Genomic DNA, 18,861 nt, shown 5'->3' with positions numbered 1-18,861 from the left:
AATTGTCCATGAAAAAGTCAGCTCGGAGTTGCCCCTTCGTCAGCGGAGGCTTCTGATTGCCATGCGTGCGATACTGCGTAGTGTCGCGGGTGGGGCGCCATTTCGGGCGCTGACTTTCATGCCCGACAGGGCAGCGCCGAGAAATGGAATGGCGTCGGCGATATCGATATCTGCTGCGAGATCTCCGATCCTGCGGGCCTCCCCGAGAAGGCTCCCGATCGCCGCGTGAAGCGCATGGCCGGCGCTGTCGGTAAGAGCTGCGACCTCGGCATCGGTGCGGCCGAATTCGCAGACGGCGCTGACACCGAGGCAGCCGCGCCGCGCCTCGGCAGCGGGACGCGACGCGAAAGCGACGAGAGCACCTTCCAACGCCTCGATCGGCCGGCCTTCGCGGCGAAGATCGGCGATGATCTTGTCGATGCTCTCCACATTGTAGCGCTTCAGCGCTTCCAGATAGAGGCCGCGCTTGTCGCCGAAGGTGTCGTACATGCTTTGCCGGCTGATCTTCATCGCCGTCAGCAATTCCTCGGTCGAGGTGCCTTCATAGCCGTGCTCGGAAAATACGCCGATGGCGGCATGAAGGGCGGTGTCGCGATCGAATTCCTTGTGTCGTGCCATGACGAGGCTTCTACTCTTATTGGACTGATCTGTCCAGAATAAAATTAATGGTTTCCGGCGCCGCAGGGCAGCCATGCGTGGCTCCCCTTGAAATTTCCGCGATTTTGTGGTCTTGAGGCCGCCAATCAATGCAGCGCTGCATGTCATGCATGTTCAGGGACACTTCCCGCCCCTGGCAGCGCGCACCTCGTATCAGTCCCAAGGAAAATGCCCGATGGCTCGTTCAGCTCTTCTCAATGTCATGGTTCAGGCTGCCCTCAAGGCAGGAAAGTCGCTGGGGCGTGATTTCGGCGAAGTGCAGAACCTGCAGGTTTCCGTGAAGGGACCGGGCGACTTCGTTTCCACCGCCGACCGCAAGGCCGAAAAGATCGTCAGGGAAGAGTTGCTCAAGGCGCGTCCGACCTATGGCTTCCTCGGCGAGGAAAGCGAAGAGATCAAGGGCACGGACGGCGCGCATCGCTGGATCGTCGACCCGCTCGACGGCACGACGAACTTCTTGCATGGCATCCCGGCCTTCGCTGTCTCGATCGCGCTCGAACGCAACGGCGAGATCGTTGCCGCCGTCATCTTCAATCCGGCGACCGACGAGCTCTATACCGCCGAGCGCGGCGGCGGCGCCTTCCTCAACGATCGGCGCCTTCGCGTTGCCGCGCGCCGGGCGCTGTCGGATTGCGTCATCGGCTGCGGCGTGCCGGCGCTCGGCAAGCGCAATCACGGCAAGTTCCTGGTCGAGCTTCGCCACGTGATGGGCGAAGTGGCGGGCATCCGCCGCCTGGGTTCGCCGACGCTCGATCTTGCCTATGTTGCTGCCGGGCGGTTCGACGGCTTCTGGGAAGCGGAGCTTGCGCCGTGGGACATGGCAGCCGGCATCCTGCTCATCCGCGAAGCCGGCGGTTTCGCCACCGACTGGGACGGTGGCGCAACGATGCTGGAGAGTGGCACGATCGTCGCCGGCAACGAGATCATCCACAAGGCGCTGATCGAAGTCGTCAAGCGGCCGGTTCCCGCCAAGTGACCGAACGAAAATCTGGCTGTTGTAAAGTCACGGTTTTCGCCCCGGCATACTTCAATTCGGCACAATGTTGCTCTAGTCTCCGCCAGCAGTGACTCCGGAGGCAGCGACCCTATGGAAAATTTGAATGTGGCGGAGATCGGCTCCACCGAAAAGACGGCGGGCACTTATGCCTACAGGCTTTCGAGCCCAATGCCCTTCCTCTGGACGATGCTGCTTTTCCTCGTCATCGTCGGGTTTATCGCCGCCATCCTCTTCCGGCAAACGCAGACCGCCTTCATGCACAATCCGGGCCTCAACGGGTTGATCGTCGGCGTTCTCGCGGTCGGAATCATCCTTGTTTTCAATCATGTACTGGCACTTCGCCCCGAGGTGCGCTGGTTCAATTCGTTCCGCGCCGCGGGCAGTGCCGACAAGGTCAACCGCAATCCGCGGCTGCTTGCGCCAATGCGGGCACTGCTTGGCAGCCGCAAGTCCTCATTGGCGCTGTCGACGACGGCGCTGCGCTCGATCCTCGATTCCATTGCCACCCGCCTCGACGAATCGCGCGATGTTTCACGCTACCTGATCGGCCTCTTGGTCTTTCTCGGCCTGCTCGGCACCTTCTGGGGCCTCATTGGCACGATCGGTTCGATCAGCGTCGTCATCCAGTCGCTCGATGCCGGCTCGAACGGCACAGGGGACGTGCTCTCGGCGCTGAAAGAAGGGCTTTCCACGCCGCTTTCGGGCATGGGCCAGGCCTTCTCCTCCTCGCTGCTCGGCCTTTCAGGTTCGCTCATTCTCGGCTTCCTCGACCTGCAGGCAGGCCGCGCGCAAAACCGCTTCTACATGGAGCTGGAAAACTGGCTGTCCTCGGTCACGGATGTCGGCTCCGATCTTGCCCCGGCTCTCGACGCCGTTTCCGGTGCTTCCTCGGACGACATGCGAGCTCTCTCCGATTATTTGCGCAAGGTCGCCGAAGAGGGTGGCGCCGGCAGCCAGCGTTCCGTCGCCGCCATGGCGAGCCTTGCCGAAGGTATTCAGGGCCTGGTCAAGAACATGCGCAACGAGCAGCAGATGCTGCGCGACTGGATCGAGGCACAACAGGACGAGGCGAAGGCGATGCGTCGCACGCTCGATCGGCTTGCCGAACGCATCGGCGTCCAGGAGCGCGGAGGCGAGAGGGGGGAGCGCATGCGCGACCGCGCCAGCCATACGGAAAAGAGCGAGGGCAAGTAGGCCATGGCTCTCGCCCGCAACCGGCGCCGCGAACGCACGGTGGATTACTGGCCGGGCTTCGTCGACGCGCTGTCGACGCTGCTCATCTCGATTATGTTCCTGCTGACGGTCTTCGTCGTCGGGCAGTTCATCCTCAGCCGCGAGATCACCGGACGCGATGAGGTGCTCAATCGCCTCAACAGCCAGATCAACGAGCTGACGCAGCTTCTCGCGCTCGAAAAGGGCAGCAACCAGGATCTCCAGGATTCGGTCGCCAACCTGCAGGCGTCGCTTGCCAGTGCCGAAGGCGACCGTTCGCGGCTGCAGGCGCTGCTGAATGCCGGTTCGGGCGGCCAGGATGCGGCGCAGAAGCGGATCGGCTCGATGACGCAGGAGCTTGACGAGCAGAAGCAGGTGAGCGAACGGGCGCTCAGTCAGGTCGAACTGCTGAACCAGCAGATCTCAGCGCTTCGCAGCCAGATTGCCGCCGTCGAAGCAGCCCTTCAGGCGTCGGAGGAGAAAGACCGGGTCTCGCAGACCAAGATCGCCGATCTTGGCAGCCGCCTCAACGTAGCGCTCGCCGCACGGGTGCAGGAGTTGAACCGCTACCGTTCCGACTTCTTCGGCCGTCTGCGCGAGATCCTCTCGGATCGCGAGAATATCCGCATCGTCGGCGACCGGTTCGTCTTCCAGTCGGAAGTGCTGTTTCCCTCGGGTGGTGCCGATCTCAACCCGCAGGGGCAGACCGAGATGGCCAAGCTTGCCGCCGCCCTTCTCGATCTCGCCAAGGAAATCCCGCCGGAGATCAACTGGGTGTTGCGCGTCGACGGGCATACCGACAATGTGCCGCTTGCCGGAACGGGCCGCTATCGCGACAACTGGGAGCTCTCCTCGGCGCGCGCGATTTCGGTCGTCAAGTTCCTGATCGCACAGGGCGTGCCGGCCGACCGGCTGGTTGCCGCCGGCTTCGGCGAGTTCCAGCCAATCGCGCCGGGCGATACGCCGGATGCGCGCTCTACCAATCGCCGCATCGAGCTGAAGCTGACCGAGAAGTGATTGCAGCGCCGTGCGTCTTTGAAGACGCGCAAACGACGCTGTAACACTTTGAAAGACTGCATAATTCCTCAAATCGATTCCGATTTAAGGAATTATGCAGTGGGCTGCCATTACCGCTGGACGGCCTTTAACCGGCCGGCGAGAAAGTTGCGTACGGCGGGGCTGTCGCTGAGGCCGATCGCCGTCATATAGGCGTCGGCCGCGGCGGCCTTGTCGCCGGCTTGCGCCTGAAGATAGGCACGCACGGCCCAGTAAGGCTGATAGGCTGCGACGTCGCGCCGATCGAGCTTGTCGAGCTGCTCCAGCCCGGCAGCGGCGCTCGAGGCCCTGCCGATTACAGCAGCCTGGCTGACGCGTGCACCCAGCGTCGGCTTCATCATCACCAGCGCCGCGTAGAGCCTCGTCAACGCCTGCCAGTCAGTCGTTCCTGACAACCGGCGCGCCGCATGCACGGACTGGATTGCAGCCTGGCACTGGAAGGGGCCGAAACGGTCGAAGTTTCCGGCTTTGCGCAGCAGCGCATCCGCCTCGGCAATCATGATCGCGTTCCACGCGGCCGTATCCTGCTCGTCCAGCGGCACATATTGGCCGTTGCTGTCGCGCCGGGTGCTGCGGCGGGCTTGGCAGTGAAGCATCAGCGAGAGGAGGCCTATCGCCTCCGGTTCGTCCGGCAGCACCGCCAGGAGCGCACGGCCGAGCCAGATCGCCTCGCCGGCCAGCGAATGGCGTTCGTTCTCCCCGTCGAGCCCGTCCCATCCGAGACCGTAGGCGGCGTAGATCGCCGAAAGCACGGCGGCGAGCCGCCCGGGCAAGTCGGGGCGAGGGGGGACGGCGAAGGGAATGCCGGCATCGCGGATCTTTGCCTTTGCGCGCACCAGCCGCTGGCTCATTGCCTCTGGTGCGACGACGAAGGACCGCGCGATGGTCTTTGCCTCGATGCCGAGAACGGTCTGCAACATCAACGCCGTATGCACGGAGCTGTCGATGGCGGGATGGGTGCAGGCGAAGAGCAGCTTCAGCCGCTCATCGGGAAAGACGGCGTTGCCGGCTTCGTTCATGCGTTCCTCCGCTTCCTCGAAGGCGACCGATATCGTCGTTTGCGCATTGGCCTCGACGGTGCGGTGGCGGGCCGCCTGCATGAGGTTGCGGCGGGCGGCCACCAGCAGCCAGGCTTCCGGATTGCCGGGAACGCCGCGCTCCGGCCAGACGCGAAGCGCCGAAGCCAGCGCTTCCGACAACGCATCCTCTGCCGCCGGCACGTCGCGCGAGCGGGCGGCGAGGAAGGCGATCAGCTTGCCGTAGGACTGACGCGCCACCTTTTCGGCAACGCGTCCGGCATCGGGCGGCATTGCCGCCTCACATCTGCAGGCGCGGGCGCACCTCGACCGAACCCTTGTCAGAGATCGGGACGCGGGTCGCCCATTCGAGCGCGGTATCGATATCGGGAACATCGATCAGATAGAAACCGCCGAGCTGTTCCTTGCCTTCCGGATAAGGCCCGTCCTGAACATCGTGTTCCTCGCCTTTGCGGCGCACGATCGTGCCGGTCTCCGGGCCGGTCAGCCCGGCGCCACCGGTCATGATCCCCGCCTGAGCAAGCGCCTTGCTGTAGGCGACCCAGCCGTCGCGATAGACGGGATCGCCGCGGCGGGCGAAATCTTCGGCGGCTTCGCGAATGATGAGAGCATATTGCATGGAGAACTCCTGATCTCGTTGCTGCGTTGATCCAGGCATGCCGGCCGGATTCTACATCCGAAACCTCCTGCCCGGCGGAGCGGCCCCGCTTTCGGGATATCCGTTCCGTGACAATGAGGCGCGGCCACCCGTCGTTTCGACATGGCCTCATAAAAAATATGCAAAAAGAGAAATGGCGCAGAAAGTCGGAAGCAAGCGTCCGGGCTCAAGGGCGCCGGCGCTGCTCAAGGGCGCGAAAGGGCAGGGCGGCGTTCAGGCCGCCGCTGCCGGTCTGCTCAGGACTCGGCCTTCGTCTGGTCGACGACCTCGGCGCTTGGCGTGTTCTTCTTGATGGATTCGATGGCACTCATGGCGGACGCCTTCGCCTTGTAGCCCTCGGACGAGAACATGGCCTCCCCGTTCGATGCCTTGAAGCGGAACCGGAACTCGCCGGCCTTATCCTTATAGACTTCGAATTTATACATAGATGTCTCCCGAAATCCCAAATCGCTGAATTGCAACCATCAGCTTAGCGGAGGCTAGATCAAAATGGCGAGCTTTTCCACTGCCTTAATAAGAATTGGGTTGCCAAGCGTCCAATTGCCACCGTTTCCATTGCACGCAAGTGAAGGAGGGATGCCGGTACATGCTCTTTCACATTACTCCATCTGGATATTCGCGCCTTTGACGACCGGCCCCCATTTGGCGAGTTCGGCCTTTACATGGGCAGCCAGTTCGTCCGGCGTCGAGCCGACGATGGTGGCACTGAATTCTTTCATGCGTTCAGCGACGGCAGGGTCGGCAAGCGCCTTCTTAGCCGAGGCGTTGAGACGCGTTACCACCTCATTCGGTGTCTTGGCCGGGGCGAAAAGCGCATTCCAAGTATAGGTCTCGTAACCTGGAATGCCCGACTCGGCGACAGTCGGCACGTCGGGGAAGGAGGGTGCACGCTCGGCCGTGGTCACCGCCAGCGCCCGCAGGGTGCCAGCCTTGATGTGGCTCGACGAGGAGGGCAAGTTGTCGAACATGATTGGCACCTGGTTGCCGATGACGTCGTTCAATGCCGGACCGGCGCCCTTATAGGGTATGTGCTGCATGCTGACGCCGGCCATGGATTTGAAGAGTTCTCCGGAAAGATGCAACGGCGTGCCGTTGCCCGATGAGGCGTAGCTGTATTTGTCGGGCTCGGCCTTCAGCAGGGCGATCAGCTCCTGCACGGTCTTTGCCGGCAGTTCCGGATTGACGACCAGCACGTTCGGCACGACGACGAGCAGCGAGACCGGCGCAAAATCCTTTTCGGCGTCATAGGGCGTCGATTTCAGGATGAGCGGATTGAGGGCGTGGGTCGCGACCGTGCCCATCAGGATGGTGTAGCCGTCCGGTTCGGCGCGGGCGACGTTACCGGCGCCGAGATTGCCGCCGGCGCCGGCGACGTTCTGGACGATCACTTGCTGGCCAAGATCCTCCGACATCTTCTGCGCAACGATGCGAGCGACGACATCGGTCGAGCCGCCGGCCGCGAAGGGTACGACCATGGTGATCGTGCGATCGGGAAAATCCGCAGCAGCGGCAGGCGCGCCGACGGCAAAGGCTGCAAGCACAGCGAAACCGAGCGCAAGGCCTGTACGTCGCGTTATATCGGAAAGCGCCATTCCTATCTCCTCCCAAGGATTTCAACCGCAATATCCCCCACCCGGGGATTGAAGAGGTTAGGGCGGGACGCGCGAAAGACAACCGCAGGAAGGCACGGTGGCGGTCAGACTTTAGTCGCTGTTGGCCGGAGAAGTGGCGCCGGCTATTTCGCTGCGGCGAGCACATCCTCGTTGGCGGCGTCGAATTGCAGCCGCGCCAGCCGCGCATAGAGGCCGCCATGGCGGATCAGGCTCTGATGCGTGCCCTCCTCGACGACGCGGCCCTGATCCATGACGAGGATGCGGTCGGCCTTAAGCACGGTCGCCAGGCGATGGGCGATGATGAGCGTCGTGCGGCCGTCCACCAGGCCGTCGAGCGCCTTCTGCACCAGCGTCTCGTTTTCAGCGTCAAGCGCGGAGGTTGCCTCGTCGAGCAGCAGCACCGGCGCGTTCTTCAGGATGGCACGGGCAATGGCGATGCGCTGGCGCTGGCCGCCGGAGAGCATGATGCCGCGTTCGCCAACCTCGGTCTCGTAGCCCCTGTCCAGCCGAACGATGAATTCGTCGGCCTGCGCGGCAAGGGCTGCGGCGCGGACCTCGTCACGCGAGGCGCCGGGACGGCCGAAGGCGATGTTGTCATGGATCGAGGCGGCAAAGATGGTGACGTCCTGCGGCACGATGGCGATGCGCTGGCGCAGCTCGTCGGGCGTCGTCAGCTGCGCATCGACACCGTCGATCTTCACGCTGCCCTGCTGCGGATCGTAAAAGCGCAGCAGCAGCGAAAAGACGGTGCTCTTGCCGGCACCGGAAGGGCCGACAATGGCGACCGTCTCGCCTGGCGCGACGGCGAAGCTTAAGCCATGCAGCGCCGATTTGCCGGGACGCGAGGGATAGGCGAAGTGCACGCCTGAAAATTCGACGCGGCCGCGGCTGGGCGAAGGAAGCGGCTCAGGGCTGGCGGGGGCTGTGATCGGCGAGACCTCGTCGAGAAGCTCGGTCAGCCGGTCTGCGGCACCGGCTGCCTGCGAAAGTTCGCCCCAGACCTCCGACAGCGCGCCCAGCGAACCGGCGGAGATGACGGCATAAAGCAGGAACTGGCCGAGCGTGCCGGCCGACAGCGTGCCGGCGAGCACGCTGTGGGCGCCGACCCAGAGCACGGCGACGACGCTGCCGAAGATCAGCGTGATGGCGATCCCCGTCAGCAACGCGCGCGAGCGGATCGCGGCGCGGGCGGCCTCGTAGGCGGATTCGACGGCAGTGCCGTAACGCGTCGCTGCGGCATCTTCGCCGTTGAAGGCCTGAACCGTGCGGGTCGCTGCGATCGTCTCGTTGGCGAAGGCGGAGGCATCGGCGAGCGTATCCTGGGCGGCGCGCGAACGTTTGCGCACCGAGCGGCCGAAGGCGACGAGCGGGAAGACAATCAGCGGGATCGCTCCGATGACGAGGCTCGAAAGCTTCGGCGAGGTGACGATCATCATGCCCATGGCGCCGATACAGAGGATGAGGTTCCTGAGCGCTACAGAGGCAGTGGCGCCGACGGCGGACTTGATCTGCGTGGTATCGGCGGTCAGCCGCGAGACGATCTCGCCGGACTGGTTGACATCGAAGAAGGAGGGCGACAGCCTCGTCACATGGGAAAAGACATCGCGGCGAAGATCGGCGACGATGCGCTCGCCGATGGTGATGACGAAATAATAGCGCAGCGCGCTGGCGACCGCGAGCACGATGGCCATGACCATCAGCATGGCGAAGTAGCTGTTGATAAAGCGACCGTCCGACTGGGTGAAGCCGTGATCGATCATGCGACGCACGGCGAGCGGCAGCGCCAACGAAGTGACGGCGGCAAGCGCCAGCGACATCAGCGCACCGGCCACCATGGCGCGATAACGCATGACGTAGGGCGTCAGCCTGCCGAGCGGCCGCAGCGATCGTCTTTTGTTTTCCTCAGCCCGTGCCTGCTCTGCCAAATCGTCTCCGATCGCCCGCAGGACCCGCGCAATGCGGCCTGTAGGCTCTTGTTATCTAGGCGTCCTTCATGTATAGGCACCGCATCCTAATGGGAAGCCGTAGCCATCACGACTGCGGCTTCATTTATTCAATCGGTTCGGTGGCTGCAACTGCATGCGGCAATTTGAACTCCGGTATCGCAGGAAGATTGTTATGAAGGCAGGCATCCATCCCGAATATCACATGATCAAGGTGGTCATGACCGATGGCACCGAATACGAAACCCGCTCGACCTGGGGTTCGGAGGGCGCTGTCATGAACCTTGAAATCGATTCCAAGTCGCATCCGGCCTGGACCGGCGGCAACCAGCAACTCATGGACCGCGGTGGCCGCGTCTCCAAGTTCAACAAGCGTTTCGGCGGCCTCGGCCTCTAATCGTTTTTGCTCGACGGAATTCGAAGAGAGCCCGGTTTTGCCGGGCTTTTTTGCGTTCGCAATGCCCTACTGCGCCACGCGTCTTTTCAGACGCGCAAAGGACGCTCCAGGGATGCCGGTGTTCAGAGGCAAACAAAAAACCGGCCGCGTATAAGACGCAGCCGGTCTGTTTCGAAGAAGTCTGCAGATCCGGTCAGTTGTTGCCGAAGGCGGTCTGCAGCAGGGAAAGCTGAGCCTGGACGCTGTTCTGATTATCATGAACGATCACGGCTTCGGACGGGCGGTAGATCTCGCGGTCGAGCAGGGCAATGCGGTTCTGCAGACGCAGCGAGCGCTCGACGAGGTCGCGGAAGGATTCCGGCAGGTCGCCCCAGCCGGGCGCAGCGCGGTCGACGTTGAAGCCGTCGAGACGGACCTTGTTCTTTTCGGCCAGTACCTGGTCGCGGGACATTTCGCCATTGTTGACGGCGCGCTGCAGCAGCAGCCAGGAGGCCATCTGCATGAGGCGGGTGGTGAGACGCATCGATTCCGCGGCGTACAGGACCGAGGCCATCCGCGGCAGAACCTTGGAGGCGGCGCGGCCCTGGCCGTCGAGGTAGGCGGCAGTCTCTTCGACCAGCGACATGCCTTCCGCGTAAAGTGCTTTGAACTGCGAGGATGCAGCGGCGCGGCCTGCAAAACTGATCGTGTTCAATCCAACTTCCGACATCGCGATAGTCCCTGTTTGCACGCAGCTACATATATTCAGGTAACGCCGGCACCGACGGAAAAGTTTCCGGGCCCCGTCTTTGTGACTTTAAGATGGTATCATTAGCTCAAATGCGCAAGCCGTTTCTTAAGAAAGGGTTAATCTCCACAGTTTCGTGGAAGTGCGCCGGCCATAGGAAAAAGAAGAGCCGCAGACGCGGCTCTCAAGGTAAAACAGGGAGAAAAATCAGACCAATTCACCGCTTGGAAAACTGTCTGAGATCCAGAGAAAATCCGGATGAATATAGTAATACCTTATAAAGCTTAATATTTTATTAACATTGTGCTGAATTAAGACTTGAGGCGGTCCGTTTTATCCACCTATAACCTTGTTTTCGGAGTTTTGGCGGGTTACGAGCGGAAGAAGCTTTCCGCCGCGCGCCGCCCGGAGGCCTTGCGAGTGGCCTCAGCCTCGAGACGGGCGATCTCCGTCTTCAGTAATTCCACCCGCGCCTTCAATTCGTCGACCGAAAGCATAGAGAGATCGGCGCCGATCTCATGGGCGACCTTCTTCTGCGGTTGGTCGTCATCGATGAAGCTCATGGGTTCGTCCTCCGTTGGCTGCATATAGCTTGTTACGCAACTCCCGGCAAAATCGCTTCGCAGTTTTGCTGGAATTGCTCCGGAGCATGATGCCGAAAAGTGTGATCGGCTTTCGGACGACATCACGCTCTCACTACATAATGTAGAACAGGATCCAGATTTTAGGCCGACCCGGCCTAAAACATCCTTTTCTAGCCGAACTTTACAGCAGGATCGTCGCTTTCGGGAGACTTTCCGGTTTCCGGAGGTTTGCTGGTGCCGCGGTCGGCAAGCGACATGCTTTGCGGTGTCAGCATCGGCGAGGTGCCGGTCGGGATCGTCGTGTAGGCGTCGCGGTCGCTGGCGGGGATCGCAGCGCGGATGCGGCTTCGGATGATGGCGTAAACGGTGATCAGCACATGGGCGATGGCGGTGACGAGGAAAAGCGCATGCGGCGTGATCGCCGACATTACGGGACCGCTGATCGTCGGGCCGATCACCGTGCCGATGCCGTAGAGCAGCAGCAGGCCGCCGGAGACCTTGACGAAATCCTCCGACGCCGCGAAGTCGTTCGCGTGGGCGACGGCGATCGGATAGAGCGTATTGGCCACCGCGCCGTAAAGGACAACGAGCCCGATCAGAAAGGCGGGGGACGTGGGGTGGAGCAGGAAGATCAGCAGGCCAGCAAGGGCGGCGATCCCCGACATGGCGGCGAGCACGTAGCGCCGGTCGATACGATCGGAAAGCCGGCCGGCCGGCAGCTGCATCACCGCCCCGGCGAAAATGGTGGAGCTCATCATGACGGCGATGCTGGTGTCGGAAAGGCCGGCGCCGGCGCCGAAAACAGCGCCGAGCGTACCGTAGGCACCGTTGGCGATACCGACGAGCAGGATGCCGAGGCAGGAGACCGGCGAGTTGCGATAGAGCGCCGGCAGGTCGAGGCGCACTGCCTTCAGCGGCTGCGGCGAAGCGGCGGTCGACAGCGTCGTCGGCAGCATGGCGATGCAATAGAAGATGCCGCAGATCATGAACAGCACCGGCGTGCGCACATCCTCGAGCGGTATCATCATCTGGCCGCCAACGACGCCGAGCAGTGTGATGCCGATATAGAGCGAGAAGATTGCGCCGCGGCTCTCGTTGCTGGCGCGCTCGTTCAGCCAGCTTTCGATGATCATCGACGTGCCGGCGGTGGAGAAGCCGGTGACGGCGCGCAGGACCACCCACCAGACCGGATGAATGATGATGCCGCTGACCAGCGCGATGATGGCGATGATCGAGATGAAGCCAGAAAAGGCGCGCACATGGCCGACGCGGCGCACGATCTTCGGCGCAACCAGGCAGCCGATGACGAAACCCCCGGCCCATGAGGTGCCGAGCAGGCCAAGCGTCGTCGTTGCATAGCCTTCGAGATTGCCACGCACGGGAAGCAGGATGCCCTGCAGGCCGTTGCCCATGAAAAGGAAGAGCGTGCCAAAGAGCAGCGCGGCGACGGACAGCAGATTTCTCTTCATTTCCCCAGACTCGGTCTTAACGATTTGCAATGACATAAGGCAAGACCTGCGTCAGCCCAGCCTCAAGATGATTGATTGTGCCCCGGAATGTCTTTACGGCGTGTCGAGATCCTCTTGTTCGCGCGGAAAAATGTCCGTCCTGTGACATTCCGAAAAACGGAAAAAATAAAGCATGACAAAGCTGATAGCCTTGCTGCTCATCCTTGCCATGGCGATACAGGTGATCAAGCCGCTCGGGCTTCCCGGCCTCAGGCGCCGGATGGATTTCTGGAAGATCACGCTGATCGCTTTTGCGGTCTGGGCAGTGGCTCTGCTTTCACGCGACTTCCTGATGTAATCCTTGGATTACATGTACCCCGGGGATGACGGCCGACCTGCGACTGTCAGTCTTGCAAGCTAATTTCTCCGCGCATGACGGAAACGCAGCCTCCCGAGATGACGACATCGGTGACAATGCCTTTGGATTTCACGACATCAAGGGTGATGACGCTCCGGCGGCCCATTTCGACGCCCTGTTCGATGGTGATGCGGACGTTCATATCGGCCTCCGGCGCAAGCGAGACGAGATAGGCGCCGAGCGCGGCCGAAGCGCTGCCCGTTGCCGGATCTTCGGGCACGTTATCGAGGGGCGCAAACATGCGGGCGCGAATATTCCATGGGTTTTCGGCTGTCCTCACATAGAGGAAGAGCGAGAAATCGTGGCCGCTGGTCGTCTGGCGGCCGGCAGTTGCCTGGAACCCGGCAAGGTTAGGGCGGGCGGCGGCCAGCGCTTCGAGCCCGTTCAGTTCTGCAACGGCAAAATTCAGGCCGACCGAAGCAAAGACTGGGGCATGGGTGCTGCTGACGATGACGCCGGGGTCGAGCGAGACGCAGCCGGCGATGGCTTCCACGGCGATGGTGTCGCCGATCGTCAGCGGCTGCGGCGCGCGGATGGCGGCAGCAGCAACCCTTCCGCCGTTACGTTTCAAGCGGACCTCGACGATGCCGGCCTTTTCCTCGAAACGCAGCGTATCGCCAACCGGCTTGCCGAAGATCTCCGCCTGCTGGCCGAGCACATAGGCCGTGCCGACGTTCGGGTGGCCGGCGAAGGGTATTTCCATCGTCGGAGTGAAGATGCGCACGCGGGCAGAATTCTGAGCGTCTTCCGGCGGCAGCACGAATGTGACCTCGGAATAGTTGAACTCGGTGGCGATCTTTTGCATCGCCGCGTCGCTCAGGCCGCGCGCACCGGAAATGACGGCAAGCTGATTGCCCTCGAAACGGGTGGAGGTGAAGACATCGACGGTGACGTAGGAGAGGGTGTTCATGGCGGCTCCTGTTGTGACAGGCAGCTATGAGTAATCACGGTTTTTCGCGAAAAAAAGCGGTTTCTTGTCGCCGTGACAATGAGAGGGATGTGTGTACTCGAGAACTGGTTTTCTCGCTTCCTCTTCTCCCCAGCGGGGAGAAGGTGGCCCGAAGGGTCGGATGAGGGGGCCACACGGCACAACCTTCACTATTCTTTGCCCTTCGCTTGCGCTCAGTGCATTCGCGGCTTCGCTGCTCACCCCCTCAACCGCCTGCCGGCACCTTCTCCCCGCTGGGGAGAAGAGACGTGTGGCAGCGCCGTATTCCTCTCTCATCCGCCAGGAGCCCGAAGGAACGGACGGGGCGGCCTTACTCCCCCTGTGCTCGTCACAGGAATGAGTGAGCGGGATTGGGCAAGGAGTAGCGAGGTTGCGTCCGCCGCTCCCTGCCCAAAATTTAAATTTCCAAAAACTCAGGCGGCCTTTTCCAGGTCCTTCTTCCAGTTGCCCTTGGCGGCGAGGCTGTTCATCTCGGCGCGGTGGGTGAATTCGCGCTGGCCGGCGGCGACGTTTTCCTGCTTGCCGTTCCAGGCCTTGAGCGCGCTGTCCTGAAGGGCGCGGCCGTAGGAGAAGGTGACGAACCAGGGCAGGTCGCCGATGGCATTGATCGCCGAAAGGTGGGCTGTCGCTTCTTCGGTCGTCTGGCCGCCGGAGAGGAAGGCGATACCGGGAACGGCAGGCGGAACGGTCGCCTTCAGCACCTTGACGGTGCGTTCGGCAACTTCCGCGACCGAGGCCTTGCGAGCGTTCTTGCCGTCGATCACCATGTTCGGCTTGAGGATCATGCCTTCGAGATTGACGCGGGCGTCGGCGAGTTCCTCGAAAACGATGCGCAGCGTGAACTCGGTCACTTCGGCGCAGCGGTCGATATTGTGGTCACCCGGCTTGCCGTCCATCAGGCATTCCGGCTCGACGATCGGAACGATCCCGGCCTCCTGGCAGAGTGCGGCATAACGAGCAAGCGCCTGAGCGTTGGCACGGACGGAACCGCGGGTCGGCAAGGTCGACGAGATGGCGATGACGCCGCGCCACTTGGCGAAGCGGGCGCCGGCTTCATAATATCCGGCAAGGCGTTCGCGGAGACCGTCGAGGCCTTCGGTGATGGTTTCATCGGGATATTTAGCCATCGGCTTGGCGCCGGTATCGACCTTGATGCCGGGGATAGCGCCGGCGGCGCGGATGATGTCGACGAAGGGCGTTCCGTCGGCAGCCTTCTGGAACAGCGTCTCTTCGAAGAGGATGACGCCGGAGATATATTTCTTCATCGCTTCGTCGGAGCGGAAGAGCATTTCGCGATAGTCGCGCCGGCTCGTTTCGGTCGATTCGAGATTGATCGCGTCGAAACGCTTCTTGATGGTGGAGGTCGATTCATCGGCGGCGAGCAGTCCCCGGCCGCCCGTAACCATCTGCACTGCAATGTCTTCCAGTCGTTCGCTCATTTCGTTCTCTCCACAACAATAAACATCGGCACTTCAGGAATATAGAACGCGGATAACAGAAGTTTATAGGGAGGAAAATGCAAGGCTAAGTCATTGAAACGATTGAATTCAATTCAATCGTTTGAAAGTTGGGATTTTTTTCGTCCTCTGAGCAAAAGACCACGGAAGCTGTTTTTCTTCCGCGGTCTATCCACATGTAAAATCTGCGCAATCAGTCTTGGTGACTATCTAGCAGCGTTGAGGACGGCGACGCCGGGAAGCTCTTTGCCTTCCATCCACTCAAGGAAGGCGCCGCCGGCGGTCGAGACATAGGTGAAACCGTCGGCAACGCCGGCATGGTTGAGCGCGGAGACGGTATCGCCGCCGCCGGCAACGGAGGTGAGCTTGCCGGCTACCGTGCGCCCAGCGGCATATTTCGCAGCAGCGACGGTTGCAGCATCGAAGGGTTCGATCTCGAAGGCACCGAGCGGACCGTTCCAGACCAGGGTTGCGGCGCGCTCGATCCAGGCGTTGATGGCCTCGACGGACTTCGGGCCGACATCGAGCACCATGGCATCGGCGGGAATGGCGTTGATATCGACCGTCTCGTTGGCGGCGCCCGCCTTGAACTCGCGGGCGATCACGCCATCCTCCGGCAGGATGATGGCGCAGCCGGCGGTGGCGGCCTCGATCATGATCTGCTTGGCGGTTTCGGCGAGATCATGTTCGCAGAGCGACTTGCCGACATTGGTGCCGCGGGCGGCGATGAAGGTATTGGCCATGCCGCCGCCGATGACGAGCGCATCGACCTTCTTCACGAGGTTCATCAACAGGTCGATCTTGGTGGAGACCTTGGCGCCGCCGACGATCGCAACGACAGGGCGAGCCGGGTCGCCGAGGCCCTTTTCCAGCGCCTCCAGCTCGGCCTGCATGGTGCGGCCGGCATAGGCCGGCAGGTGGTGGGCAAGACCCTCGGTCGAGGCATGGGCGCGGTGGGCGGCCGAGAAGGCATCGTTGACATAGATGTCGCCGTTGGCGGCAAGCGCCTTGGTGAAGTCGGGGTCGTTCTTTTCCTCGCCCTTGTGGAAGCGGGTGTTTTCCAGAAGCAGGATATCGCCGTCATTCATTGCGGCAACGGCGGAGGCGGCGGCCTCGCCGATGCAGTCGGAAGCCGTCAGCACGGCATGATCGAGCACTTCCTCGACGGAAGGGGCAATCAGCGACAGCGACAGCTCCGGCGAAGGGCCATCCTTCGGTCGGCCGAAATGGGCCAGCAGGATCACCTTGGCACCCTTTTCGGACAGTTCGAGGATCGTCGGCGCCACACGCTCGATGCGCGTCGTATCGGTGACCTTGCCGTCTTTCACCGGGACGTTGAGATCGACGCGGACGAGAACGCGCTTGCCGCTGAGGTCGGAAAGATCGTCGAGGGTCTTGAAAGAAGGCATGGGGAGGATCCTGTCGTGGTTGGCGAAAGTTGCGCCGAACATAGCAAGGATCATTCGAGACGCAAGGCGTTCAACGGCCGTTTTCGCGTGTGCCTTCGTCGCGTCCGGCTGGCGCTTTCGGTGTGCTTTCGGAGGCTGCGGTTTCCCGGTTCCGGCGTCCGTTCAACCGGTCGCGGATGCGCTGGATGATGTCCTTGAGATTGATGAAGATCGGCAGCGTAATTGCCGGTTCGACCGCTTCGAGCGACATGCCGACAGAGGTGATGTGGTCGTGCTCGTCGAGATCGCGGACGATGAGGATGATCGAGCCGAGGCGGACACGGTCGGCATAATCGGCCTTGCCCCCGAGGCGCTGCCGCATCAATTCGGCGATCGTCAGGCCTTTTTCGGATTCGTTGAGCAGGCCGGGGCCATAGGCGGCGTCGAGATCGGCGGCGGGGCGGGCAGGAGAGAGCGCGAAGGCGCCGAAGAACTCGGCATCGTCGTCATCGACAGGCGCACGGCTGGCGAAGAGCCGGTCGAGCAGGCGGGAGTAGCTCGGGACGATGAAGAGGTAGACGAGATCGTTCTCGCGCAGCCGCCCGGCATATTGGTAACGCATCGACTTGCCGTCGCGGATGACGAGTGAGGGCGTCGCCCAGCGTGGAATGCGCTCGCCGCGCAGCACCGGGCTATCCTTGATGACGCGATAGGAGAGCAGTTCGTGGTGGGCTGCGCCCGGCAGGTCGACCTCAACCTTGTCGACGGCGCCGATGCGCGGCGGAATGATCAGCCCGAGCTTCTTGGCGACGGGCTTGATCGTCCAGCCCTGGACGAGCAGCGAGACCAGCACGATGATGAAGGCGGTGTTGAAATAGATCTGTCCGTTCTCAAGCCCACCGAGGATCGGCATGATAGCAAGCAGGATGGAAACGGCGCCGCGCAGGCCGACCCAGGCGACGAAGCCGATCTCCTGCTGCGTGTAATCGAAGGGAAGCAGCGACAGCCAGACCGCTAAGGGTCGGGCGACGAAGATCAAGAAGAGGGCGAGCAGGATGGCCGGCACGATGATGACAGGGAATTGCGACGGCGTGGCGAGCAGGCCGAGCACCAGGAACATGATGATCTGCGCCAGCCATGTCATGCCGTCCTGGAAGCGTTTGATGGTGCCGATCGCCTGCATCTTGCGGTTTCCGGCGTAGATGCCGGCGACATAGACAGCGAGGAAGCCGCTGCCGCCGACTGCGCCGGTGAAGGAGAAGACGAGAAGGGCGAGCGCCAGCACGAAGATCGGCGTCAGGCCGCGATCGGTATCGAGCTTGCTGACGATCAGCACGATCATCATGCCGCCGAGTAGGCCGAGGATGACGCCGAGGCCCATCTGCTGCACGAACATGGCGAGCATGCCGATATTGATGCCGGCATAACGCTCGCCGCTTGCCAGCACCTCGACGAGGGCGATGGTGAGGAAGATCGCCATCGGGTCGTTGGTGCCGGATTCGACTTCCAGCGTCGAGCGCACCTTATCGCGGATGTTGATGCCGCCGATGCGCAGCAGGAAAAAGACGGCGGCCGCATCCGTCGATGCAACGATCGAGCCAAGCAACAGGCCTTCCAGCCAAGTGAAATTCAAAAGCCACATGGCGGCCAAGGCAAAGAGCGAGGCGGTGATCAGCACACCGACCGAGGCGAGCGCCAGAGAGGGCACGGCGGCCAGCCGGAAGGCCTGCATCGGCGTGCCGAAGCCGGAATCGAAGAGGATCACGGCCAGCGCGATGGAGCCGAGAATATAGGCGAGATAATTGTTGCTGAACTCGATGCCGAGGCCATCGACGCCGGCAGCAAGGCCGATCATCAGGAAGAGCAGCAGCAGGGGGGCGCCGAAGCGGAAGGCGAGCAGGCTCGAAAAAGCGGCAAGAAGCACGAGTGCCGTCGAAACCAGCACCACGATATAGAACGCTTCCATGCCCACCCCTTTCCATCGACTGCTTCGCGAACACAGCCGCACCCGGCCGATCCGCCTTTATTCAACCCCTCCATCACGCGCGGCGATCCACCAGTAAACGGCAAAACGTCAGAGAAGGGTAGGCCTTGCGGCTTAACCTCGTCGCGATGCTGCTTCATGCTGCTGATCGGCTGCCGGACGGCCAACCGACACGGAATGCTACGGGAGAAAGTCTCTATAAAGAATGTATAGGAAAATCAGGCGAGAGCAGGGCAAAAGAGACAGGCACGGATTTTTCCTGCCGGTATCTGCGAATGGCAACAACATAAAACACGCTCCTCTTTTCACGCGGCCCGCTTGCCCTGTCCGGGAAGA

The 18,861-nt window shown here is 62.0% G+C and carries 18 protein-coding genes; 5 read left to right on the top strand and 13 right to left on the bottom strand.

Annotated elements, in window-relative coordinates; all coding sequences use genetic code 11:
• Positions 1-39: 39 nt before the first annotated feature.
• Entirely contained in the window at positions 40-618 is a 579-nt protein-coding gene (locus N1937_RS18475) for a TetR/AcrR family transcriptional regulator (protein WP_260056702.1), read from the bottom strand.
• A 214-nt stretch (positions 619-832) separates the two neighbouring features.
• Between N1937_RS18475 and N1937_RS18470 the strand changes: the two genes are divergently transcribed.
• The 3 genes from N1937_RS18470 (at position 833) to N1937_RS18460 (ending at position 3,883) form a co-directional block, all read left to right on the top strand.
• The gene (locus N1937_RS18470; RefSeq protein WP_017968155.1) at positions 833-1,633 is read left to right on the top strand and encodes an inositol monophosphatase family protein; all 801 of its coding nucleotides are present in this window, start codon (positions 833-835) and stop codon (positions 1,631-1,633) included.
• A gap of 111 nt (positions 1,634-1,744) precedes the next feature.
• On the top strand, positions 1,745-2,848 hold the full coding sequence (locus N1937_RS18465) for a flagellar motor protein MotA (protein ID WP_260056701.1): 1,104 nt from the start codon (positions 1,745-1,747) through the stop codon (positions 2,846-2,848).
• Between the two features lie 3 nt (positions 2,849-2,851).
• Complete coding sequence (locus tag N1937_RS18460) at positions 2,852-3,883, top strand: peptidoglycan -binding protein (protein ID WP_017968153.1); 1,032 nt, start codon at positions 2,852-2,854, stop codon at positions 3,881-3,883.
• Between the two features lie 110 nt (positions 3,884-3,993).
• Here the strand turns inward: N1937_RS18460 and N1937_RS18455 are convergent, their stop codons facing one another.
• The 5 genes from N1937_RS18455 to N1937_RS18435 form a co-directional block, all read right to left on the bottom strand.
• A complete protein-coding gene (locus N1937_RS18455) occupies positions 3,994-5,232 on the bottom strand; it encodes an RNA polymerase sigma factor (RefSeq protein WP_260056700.1) in 1,239 nt (412 codons plus the stop codon).
• Between the two features lie 7 nt (positions 5,233-5,239).
• Positions 5,240-5,578 carry a YciI family protein gene (locus N1937_RS18450; protein ID WP_017968151.1) on the bottom strand — a complete coding sequence of 113 codons (339 nt, stop codon included), beginning with the start codon at positions 5,576-5,578 and terminating at the stop codon, positions 5,240-5,242.
• A 275-nt stretch (positions 5,579-5,853) separates the two neighbouring features.
• A complete protein-coding gene (locus N1937_RS18445; protein WP_017968150.1) occupies positions 5,854-6,042 on the bottom strand; it encodes a YegP family protein in 189 nt (62 codons plus the stop codon).
• 174 nt (positions 6,043-6,216) lie between these two features.
• Positions 6,217-7,209: a Bug family tripartite tricarboxylate transporter substrate binding protein gene (locus tag N1937_RS18440; protein WP_222280432.1), complete on the bottom strand. Its 993-nt coding sequence runs from the start codon at positions 7,207-7,209 to the stop codon at positions 6,217-6,219.
• A gap of 143 nt (positions 7,210-7,352) precedes the next feature.
• A complete protein-coding gene (locus N1937_RS18435; protein ID WP_260056699.1) occupies positions 7,353-9,155 on the bottom strand; it encodes an ABC transporter transmembrane domain-containing protein in 1,803 nt (600 codons plus the stop codon).
• Between the two features lie 193 nt (positions 9,156-9,348).
• On the opposite strand from N1937_RS18435, the gene rpmE reads away from it, so the two are divergent.
• Positions 9,349-9,570 (top strand): 50S ribosomal protein L31, encoded by a 222-nt coding sequence (rpmE, locus tag N1937_RS18430; RefSeq protein ID WP_003542805.1) that lies wholly within the window; start codon positions 9,349-9,351, stop codon positions 9,568-9,570.
• 193 nt (positions 9,571-9,763) lie between these two features.
• Here the strand turns inward: rpmE and rcdA are convergent, their stop codons facing one another.
• From rcdA to N1937_RS18415, 3 genes are all read right to left on the bottom strand, one after another.
• Positions 9,764-10,279: a protease adaptor protein RcdA gene (gene rcdA / locus N1937_RS18425; RefSeq protein ID WP_003542804.1), complete on the bottom strand. Its 516-nt coding sequence runs from the start codon at positions 10,277-10,279 to the stop codon at positions 9,764-9,766.
• Between the two features lie 389 nt (positions 10,280-10,668).
• Positions 10,669-10,860 (bottom strand): DUF1192 domain-containing protein, encoded by a 192-nt coding sequence (locus N1937_RS18420; RefSeq protein WP_017968147.1) that lies wholly within the window; start codon positions 10,858-10,860, stop codon positions 10,669-10,671.
• Positions 10,861-11,051: 191 nt separating this feature from the next.
• Positions 11,052-12,350, bottom strand: a complete 1,299-nt coding sequence (locus N1937_RS18415; RefSeq protein ID WP_017968146.1) for an MFS transporter — start codon at positions 12,348-12,350, stop codon at positions 11,052-11,054.
• Between the two features lie 172 nt (positions 12,351-12,522).
• On the opposite strand from N1937_RS18415, the gene N1937_RS18410 reads away from it, so the two are divergent.
• Positions 12,523-12,687 (top strand): hypothetical protein, encoded by a 165-nt coding sequence (locus N1937_RS18410; protein WP_017968145.1) that lies wholly within the window; start codon positions 12,523-12,525, stop codon positions 12,685-12,687.
• 46 nt (positions 12,688-12,733) lie between these two features.
• Here the strand turns inward: N1937_RS18410 and N1937_RS18405 are convergent, their stop codons facing one another.
• From N1937_RS18405 to N1937_RS18390, 4 genes are all read right to left on the bottom strand, one after another.
• On the bottom strand, positions 12,734-13,657 hold the full coding sequence (locus N1937_RS18405) for a PhzF family phenazine biosynthesis protein (protein WP_260056698.1): 924 nt from the start codon (positions 13,655-13,657) through the stop codon (positions 12,734-12,736).
• A 452-nt stretch (positions 13,658-14,109) separates the two neighbouring features.
• Positions 14,110-15,135, bottom strand: a complete 1,026-nt coding sequence (locus tag N1937_RS18400) for a class I fructose-bisphosphate aldolase (protein ID WP_170257724.1) — start codon at positions 15,133-15,135, stop codon at positions 14,110-14,112.
• Between the two features lie 224 nt (positions 15,136-15,359).
• Positions 15,360-16,562, bottom strand: coding sequence for a phosphoglycerate kinase (locus N1937_RS18395; RefSeq protein WP_222294091.1), 1,203 nt, complete (start codon positions 16,560-16,562; stop codon positions 15,360-15,362).
• Between the two features lie 70 nt (positions 16,563-16,632).
• Entirely contained in the window at positions 16,633-18,507 is a 1,875-nt protein-coding gene (locus N1937_RS18390; protein ID WP_026154567.1) for a potassium/proton antiporter, read from the bottom strand.
• Positions 18,508-18,861 lie beyond the last annotated feature (354 nt).

This window comes from Rhizobium sp. WSM4643 (genome assembly GCF_025152745.1).
In the GTDB taxonomy this organism is placed as follows: Bacteria; Pseudomonadota; Alphaproteobacteria; order Rhizobiales; family Rhizobiaceae; genus Rhizobium; species Rhizobium leguminosarum_I.
The sequence above is the reverse complement of the archived record's forward strand: the minus strand, read 5'-3'. Positions and strand labels throughout refer to the sequence as shown.